19 protein-coding genes are annotated in these 16,680 nt (G+C 69.4%); 9 read left to right on the top strand and 10 right to left on the bottom strand.

Features of this window, described 5'->3' with window-relative positions; translation table 11 throughout:
• The first annotated feature begins 67 nt into the window (after positions 1-67).
• Positions 68-1,090 (top strand): TerC family protein, encoded by a 1,023-nt coding sequence (locus ASG45_RS05310; RefSeq protein WP_055833798.1) that lies wholly within the window; start codon positions 68-70, stop codon positions 1,088-1,090.
• 108 nt (positions 1,091-1,198) lie between these two features.
• Positions 1,199-2,164 (top strand): LLM class F420-dependent oxidoreductase, encoded by a 966-nt coding sequence (locus ASG45_RS05305; protein ID WP_055833795.1) that lies wholly within the window; start codon positions 1,199-1,201, stop codon positions 2,162-2,164.
• A gap of 46 nt (positions 2,165-2,210) precedes the next feature.
• On the opposite strand, the gene ASG45_RS15830 is transcribed toward ASG45_RS05305, so the two are convergent.
• From ASG45_RS15830 to ASG45_RS05280, 6 genes are all read right to left on the bottom strand, one after another.
• Entirely contained in the window at positions 2,211-3,113 is a 903-nt protein-coding gene (locus ASG45_RS15830) for a helix-turn-helix domain-containing protein (RefSeq protein ID WP_162242838.1), read from the bottom strand.
• Between the two features lie 5 nt (positions 3,114-3,118).
• Positions 3,119-3,286: a hypothetical protein gene (locus tag ASG45_RS15825; RefSeq protein WP_235561572.1), complete on the bottom strand. Its 168-nt coding sequence runs from the start codon at positions 3,284-3,286 to the stop codon at positions 3,119-3,121.
• Between the two features lie 302 nt (positions 3,287-3,588).
• Positions 3,589-4,080, bottom strand: a complete 492-nt coding sequence (locus tag ASG45_RS05295; RefSeq protein WP_055833792.1) for an FBP domain-containing protein — start codon at positions 4,078-4,080, stop codon at positions 3,589-3,591.
• 272 nt (positions 4,081-4,352) lie between these two features.
• Complete coding sequence (locus ASG45_RS05290) at positions 4,353-4,730, bottom strand: PPOX class F420-dependent oxidoreductase (RefSeq protein WP_082509263.1); 378 nt, start codon at positions 4,728-4,730, stop codon at positions 4,353-4,355.
• A 17-nt stretch (positions 4,731-4,747) separates the two neighbouring features.
• A complete protein-coding gene (locus ASG45_RS05285) occupies positions 4,748-5,266 on the bottom strand; it encodes a 2'-5' RNA ligase family protein (protein ID WP_055833785.1) in 519 nt (172 codons plus the stop codon).
• A 7-nt stretch (positions 5,267-5,273) separates the two neighbouring features.
• The gene (locus tag ASG45_RS05280; protein WP_055833782.1) at positions 5,274-5,651 is read right to left on the bottom strand and encodes a DoxX family protein; all 378 of its coding nucleotides are present in this window, start codon (positions 5,649-5,651) and stop codon (positions 5,274-5,276) included.
• Between the two features lie 166 nt (positions 5,652-5,817).
• On the opposite strand from ASG45_RS05280, the gene ASG45_RS05275 reads away from it, so the two are divergent.
• Together ASG45_RS05275 and ASG45_RS05270 are read left to right on the top strand one after the other, a co-directional pair.
• Entirely contained in the window at positions 5,818-6,111 is a 294-nt protein-coding gene (locus ASG45_RS05275; RefSeq protein ID WP_156458709.1) for a hypothetical protein, read from the top strand.
• Between the two features lie 317 nt (positions 6,112-6,428).
• Complete coding sequence (locus tag ASG45_RS05270; RefSeq protein ID WP_055833777.1) at positions 6,429-6,881, top strand: MarR family winged helix-turn-helix transcriptional regulator; 453 nt, start codon at positions 6,429-6,431, stop codon at positions 6,879-6,881.
• Between the two features lie 7 nt (positions 6,882-6,888).
• On the opposite strand, the gene ASG45_RS05265 is transcribed toward ASG45_RS05270, so the two are convergent.
• Positions 6,889-7,206 (bottom strand): DUF7882 family protein, encoded by a 318-nt coding sequence (locus ASG45_RS05265; RefSeq protein WP_055833774.1) that lies wholly within the window; start codon positions 7,204-7,206, stop codon positions 6,889-6,891.
• 74 nt (positions 7,207-7,280) lie between these two features.
• On the opposite strand from ASG45_RS05265, the gene ASG45_RS05260 reads away from it, so the two are divergent.
• Together ASG45_RS05260 and ASG45_RS05255 are read left to right on the top strand one after the other, a co-directional pair.
• A complete protein-coding gene (locus ASG45_RS05260) occupies positions 7,281-8,306 on the top strand; it encodes a glycoside hydrolase family 6 protein (RefSeq protein WP_235560518.1) in 1,026 nt (341 codons plus the stop codon).
• Positions 8,307-8,439: 133 nt separating this feature from the next.
• Positions 8,440-9,384: a response regulator transcription factor gene (locus ASG45_RS05255; protein WP_200943394.1), complete on the top strand. Its 945-nt coding sequence runs from the start codon at positions 8,440-8,442 to the stop codon at positions 9,382-9,384.
• A gap of 98 nt (positions 9,385-9,482) precedes the next feature.
• Here the strand turns inward: ASG45_RS05255 and ASG45_RS05250 are convergent, their stop codons facing one another.
• Complete coding sequence (locus ASG45_RS05250; RefSeq protein ID WP_055833768.1) at positions 9,483-10,961, bottom strand: glycosyltransferase family 2 protein; 1,479 nt, start codon at positions 10,959-10,961, stop codon at positions 9,483-9,485.
• A 145-nt stretch (positions 10,962-11,106) separates the two neighbouring features.
• Between ASG45_RS05250 and ASG45_RS05245 the strand changes: the two genes are divergently transcribed.
• Entirely contained in the window at positions 11,107-12,165 is a 1,059-nt protein-coding gene (locus ASG45_RS05245) for a hypothetical protein (RefSeq protein WP_055833765.1), read from the top strand.
• A 44-nt stretch (positions 12,166-12,209) separates the two neighbouring features.
• On the opposite strand, the gene ASG45_RS05240 is transcribed toward ASG45_RS05245, so the two are convergent.
• A complete protein-coding gene (locus ASG45_RS05240) occupies positions 12,210-13,010 on the bottom strand; it encodes a hypothetical protein (RefSeq protein ID WP_055833762.1) in 801 nt (266 codons plus the stop codon).
• A 177-nt stretch (positions 13,011-13,187) separates the two neighbouring features.
• Between ASG45_RS05240 and ASG45_RS05235 the strand changes: the two genes are divergently transcribed.
• On the top strand, positions 13,188-14,855 hold the full coding sequence (locus ASG45_RS05235) for a sensor histidine kinase (RefSeq protein ID WP_156459377.1): 1,668 nt from the start codon (positions 13,188-13,190) through the stop codon (positions 14,853-14,855).
• Entirely contained in the window at positions 14,852-15,970 is a 1,119-nt protein-coding gene (locus tag ASG45_RS05230) for a diguanylate cyclase (RefSeq protein WP_055833757.1), read from the top strand. The genes ASG45_RS05235 and ASG45_RS05230 overlap by 4 nt, the downstream gene beginning before the upstream one ends.
• Here ASG45_RS05230 and ASG45_RS05225 read toward each other — a convergent pair whose 3' ends face one another.
• The gene (locus ASG45_RS05225) at positions 15,971-16,609 is read right to left on the bottom strand and encodes a hypothetical protein (protein ID WP_055833754.1); all 639 of its coding nucleotides are present in this window, start codon (positions 16,607-16,609) and stop codon (positions 15,971-15,973) included.
• Positions 16,610-16,680 lie beyond the last annotated feature (71 nt).

Here is a 16,680-nt window from a genome sequence, read left to right as displayed (position 1 = left end):
GGCCCGCTTCGCCGGGTGGAAGAGACCTTGGTGTTCTGGCGTACACCTATTCTCCCTGGAGGCCGTCTTGGGCGTCACACCCCTGGTCTGGATCATCACCATCGCGATCACGATCGCGTTCTTCGTCTTCGAGTTCTTCGCGCACGTGCGAAAGCCCCACGAGCCCACGATCGCCGAGTCCGCTCGATGGTCGGCGTTCTACATCGGCTTGGCCCTGCTCTTCGGCGTCGGTATCGGCGCCGTCTCGGGGTGGACCTACGGCGGCGAGTACTTCGCCGGCTACCTGACCGAGAAGGCGTTGTCGATCGACAACCTCTTCGTGTTCCTGATCATCATGACCGGGTTCGCCGTGCCGAAGATCTATCAGCAGAAGGTGCTGATGATCGGCATCGTGATCGCGCTGATCATGCGTGGCGCATTCATCGCCGTCGGTGCCGCGCTGATCGAGAACTTCTCGTGGATCTTCTACATCTTCGGCGCCCTGCTGCTCTTCCTCGCCTACCGCCAGGCGTTCTCGCACGGCGACAGCGACCCCGCGAACGGCAAGTTCATGCAGTTCGTCCGCCGCGTCCTCCCCGTGAGCGAGGAGTACAACGACGACAAGCTGACGGTGAAGAAGGACGGCAAGCGCTTCGTCACCCCGATGCTGCTCGTCATCATCGCGATCGGCTTCATCGACCTCGTCTTCGCGGTCGACTCGATTCCCGCAATCTACGGTCTGACCAACGAGGCGTACATCGTCTTCACCGCCAACGCCTTCGCGTTGATGGGCCTGCGTCAGCTCTACTTCCTCATCGGCGGACTGCTCGAGCGCCTCGTGTACCTCGCGCAGGGACTGGCCGTCATCCTGGCGTTCATCGGTGTGAAGCTCGTCTTCCACGCCCTGCACGTCAACGAGCTGCCCTTCATCAACGGCGGCGAGCCGCTGCTGTGGGTGCCCGAGATCCCGATCTGGTTCTCGCTGCTGTTCATCGCGGCGACCGTGGCCGTGGCGACGTTCCTCAGCCTGCGCAAGACCCGCAACGACGACCAGAAGAAGGAACGCGAGACGTTCGACGGCGAGAAGGTCATCCACGCACCCGAGGACTGACCCCGCACGATGACGGGCCCGCGGCGATCGCCGTGGGCCCGCTGCCGTATCCGGGCGTCGTGCGCAACCCCGGCGGACGCGTCCCTCGGCGGTCCTACCGTGGCGGTCATGACGCGATTCGGCTACACCCTCATGACCGAGCAGAGCGGCCCCCGGGCGCTCGTCGACTACGCCGTCGGCGCCGAGCGCGCCGGCTACGACTTCCTCGTCTCGAGCGACCACTACTCGCCCTGGCTCACCAGCCAGGGTCACGCGCCCTACGCGTGGACCGTGCTCGGTGCCGTCGCGCAGGCGACGACCGACGTCGAGCTCATGACGTACGTGACGTGCCCGACGGTTCGCTACCACCCCGCCGTCGTCGCACAGAAGGCGGCAACCCTTCAGCTGCTGTCGGAGGGGCGGTTCACTCTCGGCCTCGGCTCGGGCGAGAACCTCAACGAGCACGTCGTCGGTGAGGGTTGGCCGGCGGTCCACGCCCGCCAGGACATGCTGGTCGAGGCCATCGAGATCATCCGCGCCCTGCACACGGGCGACCTCGTCACCTACGACGGCGAATACTTCCGCGTCGACTCCGCGCGCGTGTGGGATGCGCCCGACGGCGGCGTGCCGATCGGTGTGGCGGTGTCGGGCGAGCACTCGATCGCGCGTTTCGCTCCCCTGGGCGACCACCTCATCACCACCGAGCCCGATGCCGAGATCGTCCAGGGCTGGGACGAGCACCACGAGGGCGCGTCGCGCAAGATCGGTCAGATCCCGATCAGCTGGGACCCCGACAAGGATGCCGCCATCGCACGCGCCCACGACCAGTTCCGCTGGTTCGCCGGAGGCTGGGCCGTCAACGCCGACCTCCCGACCCCCGCGGGCTTCGCCGGCGCATCGCAGTTCGTGCGACCCGAAGACGTCGCCGAGTCGATCGCCTGCGGCCCCGACCTCGATGAGCTGGCTGAGAGCGTGCGGCCGTTCATCGACGCCGGTTTCACCGACATCGCCATCGTGCAGGTCGGCGACGAGCAGCAGCAGCGCTTCGTCGACGAGATCGCCGCTCCCCTGCTCGACAAGCTCCGCGCCCTGTGAGCCGTGGTCCGGGGCGCATCGGCGACGACGCCCCGGACTCCCGGGCTCAGCGCGGAGAGGCGCCGGTCTCGGCGATCCACCTCTCGAGGCGCCACGAGGGCAGGCGGAAGACACGGGCGACGACCGAGACCGGATGCCGGGCCTCGACGACCGCGGCGACGGCGAACTCGCGCAGCGAGCGGAACTCGCGGTCCGCCAGCACTCCTTCGCGCAGTTCGGTGAAGGTGCGGGGCTGCCGACGCGGTGCCGGGGCACGCTCGACGCCGGTCATGACCGAGCCGGCGACGGGCTGAGGTCGCGAGGCGACGACGCCGGTCGCCGGCGGGGCCGGGCGGGACGCCGTCTCGATGGGCGCGGGTGCGTGCATCGCAGACCACGCGGCTTCCGGCGGGCGTACCGGCGCCTCGTGGCGCACCCACGGCGCGGGCGGCAGCGGCCCGCCCCACGTCTGCTCTGTCGGAGGATAAACCGCCGACTCGGGCCGGACGGGCGCGAGGGGCGGCTCGGGCATGGTCGGCGCGGCCACCGCAGAACTCCAGGGCGCGGCGGGGAGCTCCCCACCCCACACCACCTCGCTCGGCACCACGTACGGGCTGACCTTCGCTTCGGGCGCGCTCATCCAGGGCGCCGGGGGAAGGTCGCCTCCCCACACGACCTCGCTCGGCACCACGTATTCGCTGCGCGTCGCCTCGTCGCCCGACGCCGTGCGCGTGACGCCGCCGAAGAGCTCGGCGATCTCGATCTCGAAGGTCTCGGCGAGGGCGACGAGCGTCGCCAGCGACGCCGTCGCGCGTCCCGACTCGATCGCGCGGACGCGTGACTCCGAAATGCCGGCCTCGAAAGCCAACCCGGCGACCGAGAAGTCCCGCACCCTTCGCAGGGCCCGCACCCGGTCGGCGAGGCCACGCAGAACACCGTCGAGTCGATCGTCCACCGTCACGTCCGTCATCCGTGTCATCCCCGCCTCACCCGAGGCGCGGCGGCGGCCTCATCGACCCACTTTTGCAGACGCCACTGCTGGATGCGGAACAGACGCGCGATGGTCGACACCGAGTATCCGCCCTCGAGGACCGCGGCGACGGCGAAGTCCTGCAACGACGCGAACGTGCGCCCCTCGAGCACCCCGGTGCGGAGGTCCGCGAAAGAACGGGGACGACCGGACGACGGGCGCCCCACCTGCGCGGGACCCGCCGGTCGGGGTCTGCCCGCACGCTCGGCGGGCGTGCCGGGGCGCGTCCCCCTCGCCGACCATGATCCGGGGCCGCGTCCCGCACGGGATGCGTCCTCCGACCCGTCGTCGGTCGGGCGTTGCGACTTCCCCGCGATCGGAGGGTCAGCGGATGCCGGGATCCCCGCGTCGAGTATCGCAGCAGAGCGGACCGCCGAGGGCCTCGCCCCGACGAGTCCGCTCCCGCGCCGCGGGGTCAGACCCCGTCGCGCAGATCGCGGAAGAACGCGTCGACGTGCGATCGCAGAGACGCCACGCGACGATCGCGCGCCGCCGCAGCGTCATGACCGAGGTACGCGGGCGGATCGAGCCGACGCACGTTGCGCGAGCACTCGAATCCCGCGCAGAGCAGGGTACCGACGGTGTTCCCCGCCCGGCCCGCTTTGCCCGTCCGTCGCGCGGAGAACAGCACGACGTCGTTCGGCAGCGTCACGTCGGTGCACCACGAGCACTGTGCGCGAGTGCGGGTGCGCTGTTCGGTCTGGCGCAACTGCAGACCGACCGGCGTGCCGTCGATCTCGGCGACGACGAACCCGAGCAGGGGCGACTCGGCGTCGCGCCATCCGACGTAGTCGAGGCGGTCCCACGGCGAAGCCTCGATGTCGGTGGGCACCGTGAGGGCGCTGCGCTCACGGGTGGAGACGTTGACGAAGGCGGAACGGAGGGTGGAGGCGGAGAGAGCGTGCATGGAGGTATCCCGAAGAGAGGGTCCGCCCGCGCGGGCGGAACGAAGACGTGCGTGCGAGAAGGAGCGCACGCGCGAAGGTGATCGACCGGTCGAGAGGACGACACGGGATCGAGGTGGTCGCTCGCACACCGGCGAGCGGGCCCCGTCGGTCAGACGGCGGGGGAAGCGGCGCGCACGACGCCTGTGCCGCCGGCGCTCCGCGCGCCGACGACCCCCTCACGCCCGGAGGGCACCGAAGGAGTGACGAAGGACATACCTCCAGGGTACGCCCGTCAGGCCCGGAACGCCGCCGAACCCAGCGTGCGCTCGACCGTCATCTCGAGCACGACGCGCTCCGGGTTCTCACGGGGCTGCCGGTACCGCGCGGCGTACAGCTCCACTGCGCGGGCCACGGCCTCCGGATCATCGGTGACCTGCGCCGACCCTTCGAAGCTGATCCACTGCGCCCCGGCGACCGAGCACACCGAGGCGCGGCCGCTGCGCGCGGCGTTCACGAACTTCTGGGTGCCGCGCGAGCCGATGACGCGCACGATGCCGTCTTCGTACGTGAAGCCCACGGGAACGGAGTGCACCCGACCCGAACGGCCGACGGTCGAGAGGGTGGCCAGGTGGTACTCGCGCAAGAAGGCGAAGGCGTCATCGGTCAGCACTCCTCCAGGGTGCCACGTCACGCGATGTCCGAGACCGTTCTCGTGGCGGCATCCCAGCGACGGATCGACGTCGCCCGCCCCGCGAGGTCCGCCCCGCCTCCTCGTGCCAACGCCGAGAGCGCCTCGCCGATCCGGTCCACCGGCACGCGTCGCGCCAGGGTGACGTGCGGCGTCCACGAACCCGGACGCGTGTGGTCGGCGTCGTCGCCGGCACCCGCGCGCTCGTGCACGCGCGCGTGCAGGTCGAGCAGGGCCGATGTGGGAACGACCGAGCGGGCGATGACGCGGGTGCGACCGACGCCGAACAGCAGCGGCGCCCCGAGCGTGAGCGGCAGCGGGAGTGACGAAGCCAGTCCCGTGGCATCCATCTCATCGAGGGTCCCGCGCACCAGCATCGTCAGATGCGGGCGGTTGCTCTCGCCCGTGTGCCGAGCTTGGCTGGGGAGGTCAGCCGCGACGAGAAGGTCCCACTCGCGTCGGACGGCCGCGTCGGTGTCGTCGTCGAAGAGCAGTTCCAGGCTGGTGACGTCGCTCATCGCGCGGTCATCGCGTCGACCACCAGGCCGCCGTGACGAGAGCCGGCTGGAAGAACAGGCGAACGAGGCGCTTGCGGTCGGTGTCCAGACCGAACGCCGAACGGTGCTTGCGCCACTGATCGATGTTGCCCGGGAAGATCGCGACGAAGAAGGCCGCGAGGGCGGCCCCCACCCGGCGACGTTCTTTGGGCAGCACCAGCAGGGCCAGGCCGAAACCCGCTTCGACGACCCCGGATGCCACGACCACGGCGTCGCGATCGAGGGGCCCCCGTTCGACCAGGGCATCCGGCACCTGCGCCTGGAAATCGCGGCGCGCGAAGGTCAGATGCGACACACCGGCGAACAGCATTGCCAGGGCGAGCGCCCACCGTACGACAGATCTCATGCGACCACGGTACGAGCCGCGAGACGTGGATCCGGTGGGCTTGACGACGACGCGCGCGTTCTGCGCGACGGATCGCGGCGACTACGCCACCCGGCCGGATCGCGCAAGCCCCGTGTCCTCGAGGCGCTGCGCGGTTGACTGACGATACGCGACGAAGGGGGTGACCATGACGATGACCGAGACAGCATCTACAGCGAGTGAGGACGCCGACGTGGACGCTCTGCTCGTCCGCGCCGCTAGTGGCGACTGCGACGCCTTCGTCGCGTTCTACGACGCCACCGCCCCGCGCGTATACGCGGTGCTGCTCTCCCTCACCGGCGTCGCCGCCTCCGCCGACGCCCTTCTCGAGGGCATCTACGTCGAGGCGTGGGAGCGCATGCGCGGCCGTTCGGCGCCGCCGTGTCCGGGGATGCAGTGGATGTCGGTCATCGCTCACCGACACGCCGCCGGCCAACGCTGAGCGGACGCGTCAGGCGGGCGCTGTGAGCGACGTCGAGGTCGGTGCGCTCCGGGGTCGAGAATGACCCCGCCCGACGGGTCGGGGAAAGAGAAGGGCTGTACGGACGACCCGGAGTACGAAAGGCCCAGGAACGTCTCCCTCGGGAGATATTTCGCACTCATGTTTTACTAGGCCGCCTAACTATCGGCCAGGAAAACCCGACAATATGCGGCCGCAGAGGTGAATTATCGGACGCCGCCCAAGACGTATCGACCGCCTGGAATCTCGTTAACCTAACTAGACTGTCGGTCACCTCGCCCGGATCCGACAGGAGGCGTATGACGATCGCGACGGACGAACCCGCCACGAGCGCAGCCCGCGCCGTCGAACGACTCCGCTTGGCGGAGGCCCGGCTCTCCCGCCGCCGGCAGACCGACTGCGGCCCGAGCGAGAACGCGCGCGCGGCGATGCGACTCATCCTCGAGCGCACCGACGACGGCCATCACGTGACCCCGACCGAGATCGCCCAGGCGCTGGGCATCTCGACGGCATCCGTCACCGGGATGCTCGACCGCCTTCACGCGGGCCGGCTCATCACCTTCGTGGCGAACCCCGCGGACCGACGCAGCAAGTTCGTCGTCCCGTTCGACCGGGATCAGGACCCGGATGCCATCGACCCGGTGACCGCCCGCATCCGCGAGTTCGCCCTCGACCTTCCGGCCGACACCGCCGATCAGATCGTGTCGTTCCTCGACCGCGTCCGCGAGGTCGTCGACGCCGAGTGCGGCTGACGCCGGATCACACGACCGCCACGGCTCCGTCGGGTTCCGGTTCGATGCCGACCGCGAGACCGTTCGGCGAACTGGCCTCGTTCATCATGTCGTCGATCCAGCGCCGATTCAGCTGGGGGGCTCGGCTGCCGTAGAAGTGGAAGACCAGCGGGATCGAGGGGTGGATCCACAGACTCCGCGTACCACTGCCGTCGCCGTGGGCGTAATGGAACATGAACGGCTCCGCGCGACGCAGTTTGTTCATGAACACCAGTCGCAGATGCGACAGGGTCCGGTCTTCGATGTCGAACGAGTGCCCGAGCGTGTTGTAAACCAATTTTCCCACCGATACAGCCTATATCGGCACCTCGGTTAGCTAACGCGGCCCCGACCGACGAACGCTCGACTAGAGTCCTGATCGTGGTGAGAACACACCGCCCGAACCGGCCCCGCCGCCGCGTTCCCCGGGCCGTCCTGGCGATCGGCGCGGTCGTCGTGATCGCTGCGCTCATCGCGGTGATCGCCGTCGTGGGAAGTCTCGTCACCACCCTCTTCCAGACTCTGTCGGCTCGACCTCCCGCGGTCGACACGCGCATCGTGGCGCCCGACGAGTCCAAGGCCGCGCAGGCAGCGAGCGCCGCCGCCGGCAGCGCCGACGAGAACGACGCCGCCAGCTGGCTCTCGACCCAACCGACGACCTACTGGCTCACCCCCGAGATCGACCCGATCGACGAGGTCTGGGACCGCGTCGCGCACCTGGCCGCCGAGGCGCGGGATCAGGATGCCGCGCTGTCGATCGCCGTCTACGGTCTGCCCGATCGCGACTGCGGCAACCACTCCGCCGGCGGCCTCGATCCCGACGCCTATCGCGAGTGGACCGCCCGGATCGGCGATGCGCTGGGCAATGCGTCGGACATCCAGAAGATCGTCGTGCTCGAACCCGACAGCATCGCACTGTCTTCTTCCTGCGGCTCGTTCTCCGACCGGGCGTCCTACCTGCGCGGAGCCGTCGACAACATCCGCGGAACGAACACCTGGATCTACATCGACGGCGGCCACTCCGCGTGGCATCCCGTCACCGAGATGGCCGATCTCCTTCGCTCGACGGGCGTGCTCTCCGACGTCCGCGGCGTGGCCCTGAACGTCTCGAACTACCAGGACACCGCCGCGGAGTTCGCCTACGCCCACGCGCTGTCCGAACAGCTCGGCGGCACTCACGCCGTCATCGACACGTCGCGCAACGGCGCGGGACCCGCGGGCGCGGAGTGGTGCAACCCCTCGGGCCGACTGGTGGGCAGCGCGGGGGGATCGTACGGCGACGACGTCGTCGACACGAACCTCTGGATCAAGCCGCCGGGCGAGAGCGACGGCGAATGCAACGGCGGCCCGGTGGCCGGGACCTGGTGGCCCGCTGCGGCCGCCGAACTGGCGCGCGAGCGGGGCTGAGGCCCGTCGCATCCCGCGCAATCGGGCCGGGATGGGCCGAATATGTGCCAGGATTGCGCTCGTCGCTCTGCGACACCGCGGCTCGGGGGAGAACGTGGGCACGCCAGCGTGCGAAGCCGGAAGAGTGGGTGACATGAGCGACAGCACTGAAATGCTGAAGACCGCGGTGATCGTCGAGGACGATCCCGATATCCGACACCTGTTGGTCGAGGTCCTCGAGGCGGCGGGTTTCTCCACCGTCTCCGTCGGCAACGGCATCGACGGCGTCCGCGCGGTGATCGCCTACCAGCCCCTCATCACCACGCTCGATGTCAACATGCCCGGCATCGACGGGTTCGAGGCCGCCCGTCGCATCCGGCAGCAGAGCGATACCTACATCATCATGCTCACCGGCCTCGAAGAAGAGGCCGACGTCGTGCTGGGCCTGGGAGCCGGAGCCGACGAGTACGTCGTGAAGCCGTTCCGCCCTCGCGAACTGCGCGCGCGGATCGAGGCGCTGCTGCGCCGCCCGCGCGGCGGCGGGCCCGCCGTGTCGTCGGCCCCGCGCCAAGACAATGTCGGGCCGTCCTTCCCCACTCCTCGCACCGAGACGCCGCCCCCCGTGGCGACCCCGAGCGCTCCCGTCGTGGTGCCCTCCTCGCAGGGCCCCGACCCCCGCTCCACACCCGCGGGTGCCGAGATCGTCCCGCGCCCCGCCGCGGGCGCGATGGCCACGAACGACCTCACCCCCACCGGCGCCCAGTGGGTGGTCCACCGCGATCTGCAGCTCGACCCCGACAGCCGCCTCGTGCGGGTGGGCGGCGACGAGCTCGAACTCACGCGCACCGAGTTCGACCTGCTCGCGACCCTCATGGAGTCCAAGCGCCGGGTGCGCAGCAAGGCCGACCTGACGCTCGTGCTCCGCGGGGAGTCCTACGTCACCAGCTACTTCGTCGGCGAGGCCGACAAGCGGGCGATCGAGGCCCACATGACGAACCTGCGACGCAAACTCGGTGACAATCCCGCGAACCCGCGGTACATCGAGACCGTACGCGGTGTCGGATACCGCCTCACGTCGGAGCTGCTCGCTCCCACCTGATTCGCGCGAACCCCGCGGACAGCACGGATGCCTCGACCCTCCCCAGGGCCGAGGCATCCGTCTTTCTGATGCATTCGGGCGATCAGACCGTGGGTCCGTCAGACCTTGAAGCCGTGGTGGCGACGGACGAGCTTGGTGAACATCATGACGGTCTGGAGCACGGTGACCACACCGACGATGGGCCAGCCGATCCAGAGGATCGAGGACTGCACCATCGGTCCGACCATGATCCAGATGACGGCGAGGGCGATGGCGACAGCCACCAGCACGACCAGCGGCGTCCAGTGGCCGAGTCCGCCACCGCGCTCGGCCTTGGCCTGCATGGCCCAGTTGTCGACCTTCTTGCGCGACAGGAATCGGGTCCAGGAGCGCACGAAGTGGCTGATGCGGATCCACATGAAGATCTCCGCCGGGAAGAAGAGGATGGCGAAGAGGATGTCCGAGCGGTCCACCGACTTGATGGTGCGTGCGATGCGCAGGTTCAGCAGCATCGCGATGACGGGCGGGATCAGCCACAGCGGCGAGAAGACGAAGGCGTTGAGGGTCAGCGAGCCGGCGAGCAGCGTGAGGAACGCCACGCGCACGAACAGGTTGGTCAGCATGCCGAAGTTCTCGAACCACCGCAGACGGAGGTTCGGGTGGAACGGCTGCCCCTTGGTGTCGCCGCGCTGGCCGGGCCACATGAGCTCGATGGCGCCGTAGGTCCACTTCACCTGCTGGGCGTCGTAGCCCGACAGCGTCGTCATGCCGCCCACGTCGGCGCGGGCGTAGGGGCTGATCTTCGTCAGGTACCCGGCGCTCTTGATCTGCAGCGAGAGGAGCGAGTCCTCGACCTCGGAGTCCTTCACCCACGGCGTGACCTGGTGATTCTGCTTCATCGCCTCGCGCAGCGCGTTGGTCGAGAAGATCGAGAACTGCCCGCCGAGCACCGCCATGTTTCGACCGCGCAGCATGTTCTGCAGGTTGAACGCGGCGAACTGCGTGCGCTGACCCGCGGTGAGGAATCGCGCCACGAGGCCCTTGATGGGCTTGTCGTCGATCGTGAAGATGGCGGAGATGCCGCCGATGCGCGAGTCGGAGACGGCCTCGGTCTCGAGATACTCGACGGCCTTCGAATCGGCGATCGTGTCACCGTCCACACCCAGAAGGTAGTCGTATCCCTCGACCAGCGAGTACCCGTAATTCAGGGCGCCCACCTTCTTGTCGGGGTTCTTGCCGATGTCGTGCACGAACACCTCGGTGAACTGCTCGCCGAGCTCGGTGGTGATCTCGTGCGGGCCGCTGTACTCCGAGGCGATCTTGACGGTCGCGTCCGAGGTGTTGTTCACCACCACGTGGATGACGTCCGGCACACGCGTCTGCGACAGAAGTGCCTCGATGACGTCGGCGATCGACTCTTCCTCGTTGTACGCGGGAATGACGCACCCGATGGTGGAGCGGTGCACCGTGGTGTTCTCGAGCACGGCGGAGAAGTCGTCGGCGAAGCCGTGGTTCTCCTCGACAGCCCCCGTCGTCAGCTCGCCCGCGGTGTGGGAGAACTCCCGGGAGGGGGAGGAGAAGCTGCGCGCATCGGTCATGACGGTGGTCTTCCTGTGGGAGCGGTGGCGGATCGGCCAAGACCCACTCTGGTAGGTTCGCCGCAAGACGGCCAGGACACACGTCGTTCTTCCCCGCAAGATTTGCTCAAGATTGCGCCGGCCCCCCGAAGGAGGCGAGAGTTCCGTGATCTTCCTCGCCCTCCTCGCCGCGATTCTCGCCGCGGGTCTCGCTCTCGCCACGATCGTCCTCACGCACGGTCGCGCCCGCGACGATCGCGGCGGAGCCCGGGCAGACCTCGTGCGGTACTGCAACCTGTCGGCCGTGTCGGCGCTGCTCTGCGGAGCGATGAACCTGTTCGAGGCGGCCGGAGGCGGAACCACCGCTGCAGCGGCGGGGAACGCCACGAACGTCGTGGCCGTCGGTCTGCTCTGGGCCGGAGCACGTCGATTGAACTCCCGATCGGCGATCGGTGCGATCAGCGTCGGCGCCGGGGGCATCCTGATGTTCGGACTCACGTTCCTCGTCCCCCTCGACGATGCGACGCTGGTCAAGACCGCCGGCCTCGCGGTGCTCGCCCTGCTCGGCGCCTTCGAGATGGCGCGCCGCCCGCTCGCGGACCTTTCCGGAGCGCGGTTGATGACGTGGACCCTCGGCCTGTACGGCGTCTACAACGTCGCCCGGTTGGCCGTGGTGGCGGTCGCCGGCCTCGATCCCCTCCTCGGACGAGGACTCGTCTCGGCCGAGACCACGGCCGCCGTCAGCGCCGTCGCCATCGCGCTGGTCTCGCTCGCGGCCGTGCGCATCGGTCGCCACCTCGACGACGCTCCGATCCCGGGAACACGGGAGCACGATCGCGGATCACTGCGCTCCGAGGCGGCGGCGTTGCTCGCCGATGCCGCGACGGCCCAGGTCACCGTCATCCGCGTGCCCGAGCTCGACCTCATCCGCACCGCGCACAGTTCCGAGCGCGCCGAGACGATGATGCGACAGCTGCTCGACGCCGCCAACGACGCGATCCCCCGCGCCGCAACCGGCATCCCCGCGCGCGACACCGTCGTCGTCGTGGCGCCCGTGGCGTCGGACCGCGACGCGCAGGATGCCGCCGTCCGACGCGCGTTCGCCTCCCGCATGCCGGGTATCGGGTACGACGACGTCCCCGACCTGGCCTTCCAGCACGTCGTGATCACCGAGGTCGGTGAGCTCTCCCACCTGCTCGAGAGCCGCCGTCTCCGTCGTCGCTGAGCCGCCGCGCCCGGTGGGCCGCCGCGGCGGGCGACCGGTCCGGCTCAGCCCTGGCTGTCGGACTGCCCCCACCCGGGAGCGCGACCGCTGCTGGGCGCGGTGGTGGAACCCGACGAGGCCGACCCCTGGTCGCTGTCGGCGAAGATCGCGATCGGCAGGTACTGGTACACCGTCTGCTGCCCGAACGACGTCTCGGTGTTGGCCGAGCCCTCGACCGCGACGTTGAGGGCGAACTCGAGCGTGATGCCATAGGTGTCACCGGGCAGCTGGCGGATCGAGGTGGTGGGGACCAGCAGGCCGCCCTGGAAGCTGTTGAGCAAGAGGCCGCGGTCGGAACGGAGCGTGTCCGAGGGGACGAGCGTGCGCGGGTCGGCGCTGAACTGGAACGGGCTCGACACCTGACCGCTGGTCTGCGCGGTCTGCGACGTGACCGACAGCGATGAGACGTAGACGCGACGCTTCTGAGCGAGCACGGCCTTCTCGTCGACGCGGTGGTCGACGACGTTGACCGCGAAGCCCAACTGCTTCTCGTTGGTCGGCGTCCACTCCATCGTGCGCTTGGGGTTGACCGCCCACACGTCGAGGCGCACCTCGAGGCCGTCGGCGACCTCGGTCGAGAGCGACACCGAGCCGTCGTACGTGAACTGCGAGTCGAACGGCTTGTCGGCGGACGCCGACGGCGCGGGGGTCGGGACGACGGCCGCCTGGTTGCCACCCTGCCCCGGGAAGGCACCGATGACGTCGCTGATCTGGCCGCAGCCGGTCAGCGCGACCGGCCCGGCGAAAGCCAGAACGAGGGCGAGGGCGCTCGCGCGCAGGGCGCGACGGCGGAGGGGCGTGCTCACAGGTGTCTCCTGAGGTAACGGCGCAAGGCGCGCAGAGGTCGAGAATCGACCATCACGCTGCGGGATGCAGGCCTCAGGGGGAGTCTGACCGGGCACCGCGCCCCAGAAGGGCACGTGCGGCGAGCAGAGACAGGATGGCGCGCAGAAGACTACACCACTCTCTATACACTCGATCTCATGGCATCCATGAGGAGCGTGCCGCCGGCGGTTCCTCCCGTGAGCGCACAGGACGACGACGGCACCGGACCCAGCAGTTACACACGCTCCGTGTGGCTGTTGCAGCTCGTCCTCGGGGCGAGCGTGGTCATCACGGTACTGCTCGTGCAGGCCCTCGAACCGACCCTGTTCCTCCTGTGGCCGTTCTCGTCGGGCGTCGGTGTGATCATCGCCCTGACGGCCGTCGCGATCGTCGTGCCCTGGCACCGCCTCCCGCGTGCGGCGGTCGCCGCGATCCCCTTCGCCGATATCGTCGGCATCGGGTTGTTGAGCTTCGGGACCGATCTGCGGTTCGGCTTCTTCTGGGTCTTCCCGATCATCTGGATCGCCACCCACTTCAGCCTCGCGTACATGATCTCGGCGCTCGCCACGGTGGGCTTCATCATCGTGGTGGATGCCGCGGTCAACGCGGCGGGACCCGTCACCGCTCTGCGACTCATCGTCGTGCTGCTCTCGCTCACGTTCATCGCCATCACGTCGTTCCTCTCGGCCCGGCAGACGCGGGCGTTCAAGCAACTGCTCAGACGGCAGGCCAGCCGCCTGCAGGGCACCCTGCAGCGCGTGTCGGGGCAGGAGCGCCGCGTCTCGCAGATGCTGAACGGGCTCGACACCGGCATCGCCCGGCTGTCGGCCGACGGCGAGGTGCTGGCGCTGAACGACACCTACGTCGACCTGTACGGCATCGAGCGTGACGAGTCCCAGCGTCCGGGGGGAGCCGTCGAGTACGCCACTCTTCGCGGCGACCCGCTGCCCGAGGCGGAGCGCCCGTTCACCCGCGCGGCACGCGGCGAGCAGTTCGACGACGAACGCACGTGGCTCTTCGACACCCACGGCGAGTGGCACGCGCTGTCGGTGTCGACGCGGCGCCTCATCTCTTCGGACGAACCCGAGAGCACGCTGCTCATCGTGCACGACATCACGGCTCTGATCGAGTCCGAGCGCGCGCGCGAGCGTCTCGCCGCGACCGTCTCGCACGAGCTGCGCAACCCGCTCACCGCCATCATCGGTCACGCCGACCTCGCGCTGGACGACCCGGGCCTCACCCCCAAGGTGCGCGACCAGCTCGAGGTGATCGCCGGCGCCGGCGAGCGCATGCAGAAGCTGATCTCCGAGATCCTCGCGAACTCGCGCGGGGTCTTCCGCGAGCAGAACACCCCCTCGGTCGCCGACGCCACCCGCATCATCGCGTCGTCGTTGGAGTCCTTCCGACCGGCGGCGGCCTCCCGCCGCGTCAGCGTGGTCGACGACCTGCCCGAGACAGCCGCCGTCGTCGGCGACGCCTTCCGGCTGCGTCAGGCGTTCGACAACATCCTCAGCAACGCCATCAAGTACACCCCGGCCGGCGGCTCGATCCTCATCTCGGGCGAGCTCACCCCCGAGGACGTCATCCTCCGCTTCGCCGACACGGGTATCGGCATCCATCCCTCCGATCTGGCGCGTGTCTTCGACCCGTACTTCCGCGCGCAGTCCGTGCGCGAGAGCTCGACTCCGGGAACCGGGCTCGGCATGGGCATCATCCGCAGCATCATCGAAGACGAGGGCGGCTCCCTCCTCATCGAGAGCGAGCTCGGCACCGGCACCACGGTGACCGTCGTGCTGCCCGCGCACACCCCCGCCGAGTCCTCGTGATCCCCGCCGACGCCCTCTCCAACCTGGGTCTCGCCCAGGCCACCGTCGCCACGGTGGGCACCGTGATGCTCATCGGGTTGGGCTTCCTGCACCGCCCCTCGCGGTCGGCGTTGCTCTGGTCGCTGGCGTTCGTGCTGGCGATGACGAGCACCTGGGTCTCGGTAGCCGGATCGATCGTCGAAGACGAAGCGATCCGGCGCGCGGGGCTCGGACTCATGCTCGGCGCCCCCGCGCTGGTCTGGTCTGGCTTCCGAGCCCGACGCGGCGTGCGGGCCCTGCCCTGGGTCGGCGCCGCGCAGGCGGTCGCGACGGCCGCCGTATTCGTGGTGGTCCCCGATCTCTCGGCCTACGGCTTCGCCTTCCGTGTCGCGTTCCTCGGCGCCGCCGTCTTCGCGGGCCTGACGAACCTCGAGCTGCTCCGGGCGGCCGATCGGCTCGAACGCCTCGCCCTTCCTCTGGCCATCGTCTCAGCGACGTTCGTGGCGCTCGGGGCGGCGGTGATGGTCGCGGGCGTCGCCGCCCCCGCCGAGATGGGCGACCTCACGCTCCCCCGCGTCCTCAACGGTCTCGCCATGCTGGTGTACCTCGTCTGCGCGACGGTGTCCCTGCTGTACTTCACCTCGGTCTCCCCCACGGGGACTCGTTCCGCCTCGTCGTGGCCCCACTTCGTCGCCACGGCATCCGATCGCCTCGCTCGCGCACGGCGCGCTCGTGAGCAGTCGTGGGCGGTTCTCACCGTTCGTCTCGACGACCCCGCTCAGTTGCGCAGCGCCGCGGGCGAGAGCAGCTGGGGCCGGCTCGTCACGGAGTTCGAGGGGATCGTCGCCGACTCCTTCCCCGCCGAAGCCGACCTCGGCCGCGAGACACGGGGACGGGTCGTGGTGGTCCTCGCCCGCCCGGACACCGTCCTGCGCGAGCACGTCAGGGACACCCTCCGCCGCATCACCGAGGTGGACGTCTCGGGCCATATCGACGTCCAGCTCTCCGCGAGCGTGGGATGGGTCCCCGCCGAGGCGGCCGACTTCGACCTCCGCGCTCTCATCGCCGCGGCCGACGATGCCGCCGCCACGGCCACGCGTCAGGGCGGCGACCGCTGGGAGCGCGTGCGCGGCTGATCAGCTCGCGGGTGTGGCCTGGCCGCCCCCGGCGATCGCGACGGTCAGGGTGTCGGTCGCGGTCTGCTTCGCGAACTCGCTCGAGTTCGGGGTGGTCTGGACGAGGAACTCGAAGGTGAACTGAAGGGTGACAAACGTGGAGTCATCGGGGACCTCGCCGACGTTGAAGGTCTGCGAGTAGCTGTACGGGGCGAGCACCAGATATCCCGGCGCATCCGTCTGATCGCTCTGGGCCGTCAGGGGCGCGAACGACTGCGAGGCGTTGCCGGGAACGGCGGTCATGGTCGCGCGCTGCAGGTAGACCTTCTGACCGTCGTCGGGCGTCACGGTGGTCACCATCGAGATGCTGACGGGTTTGAGAGCGGTCGGCGTCCAGCGGTCCATCGACAGCGTCGACCAGTAGTCGACCGTTGCGCCGACTGCTCCCGCGGTCAGCGTCCTCTTGGTGGAGCCGCTCGAGAGATCGTTGCGCACCGGTTGCGGTGCGGCACTGTTCGCGGCCGTGGGAGACGCCGACGACGACGCCTGCGCGCCGCCCTGGGCCCACGGGGGGGCTCCGCACCCGGTCAACGCGACGAGCGTCGCCCCCATCAGGGTCACCCCGATGATCGCCTTGCTTCTGCGCGCTGCGAGCCTCATGTACTCTCCCCCGGATCCTCTGCCCAGTGTAAGACGCCCGCGGCGACCCGGTCGCGCCACCACCGAAGGCC

The sequence above is a fragment of the Microbacterium sp. Leaf436 genome (assembly GCF_001424715.1).
GTDB lineage: Bacteria > Actinomycetota > Actinomycetes > Actinomycetales > Microbacteriaceae > Microbacterium.
The sequence above is the reverse complement of the archived record's forward strand: the minus strand, read 5'-3'. Positions and strand labels throughout refer to the sequence as shown.

Excerpts from the sequence above, each read along its gene's own strand:
- ASG45_RS05305 (WP_055833795.1), top strand. The coding sequence starts at position 1,199 with ATGACGCGATTCGGCTACACCCTCATGACCGAGCAGAGCGGCCCCCGG.
- ASG45_RS15830 (WP_162242838.1), bottom strand. The coding sequence starts at position 3,113 with ATGACGGACGTGACGGTGGACGATCGACTCGACGGTGTTCTGCGTGGC.
- ASG45_RS05295 (WP_055833792.1), bottom strand. The coding sequence starts at position 4,080 with ATGCACGCTCTCTCCGCCTCCACCCTCCGTTCCGCCTTCGTCAACGTC.
- ASG45_RS05285 (WP_055833785.1), bottom strand. The coding sequence starts at position 5,266 with ATGAGCGACGTCACCAGCCTGGAACTGCTCTTCGACGACGACACCGAC.
- ASG45_RS05280 (WP_055833782.1), bottom strand. The coding sequence starts at position 5,651 with ATGAGATCTGTCGTACGGTGGGCGCTCGCCCTGGCAATGCTGTTCGCC.
- ASG45_RS05275 (WP_156458709.1), top strand. The coding sequence starts at position 5,818 with ATGACGATGACCGAGACAGCATCTACAGCGAGTGAGGACGCCGACGTG.
- ASG45_RS05270 (WP_055833777.1), top strand. The coding sequence starts at position 6,429 with ATGACGATCGCGACGGACGAACCCGCCACGAGCGCAGCCCGCGCCGTC.
- ASG45_RS05255 (WP_200943394.1), top strand. The coding sequence starts at position 8,440 with ATGAGCGACAGCACTGAAATGCTGAAGACCGCGGTGATCGTCGAGGAC.
- ASG45_RS05250 (WP_055833768.1), bottom strand. The coding sequence starts at position 10,961 with ATGACCGATGCGCGCAGCTTCTCCTCCCCCTCCCGGGAGTTCTCCCAC.
- ASG45_RS05235 (WP_156459377.1), top strand. The coding sequence starts at position 13,188 with ATGGCATCCATGAGGAGCGTGCCGCCGGCGGTTCCTCCCGTGAGCGCA.
- ASG45_RS05225 (WP_055833754.1), bottom strand. The coding sequence starts at position 16,609 with ATGAGGCTCGCAGCGCGCAGAAGCAAGGCGATCATCGGGGTGACCCTG.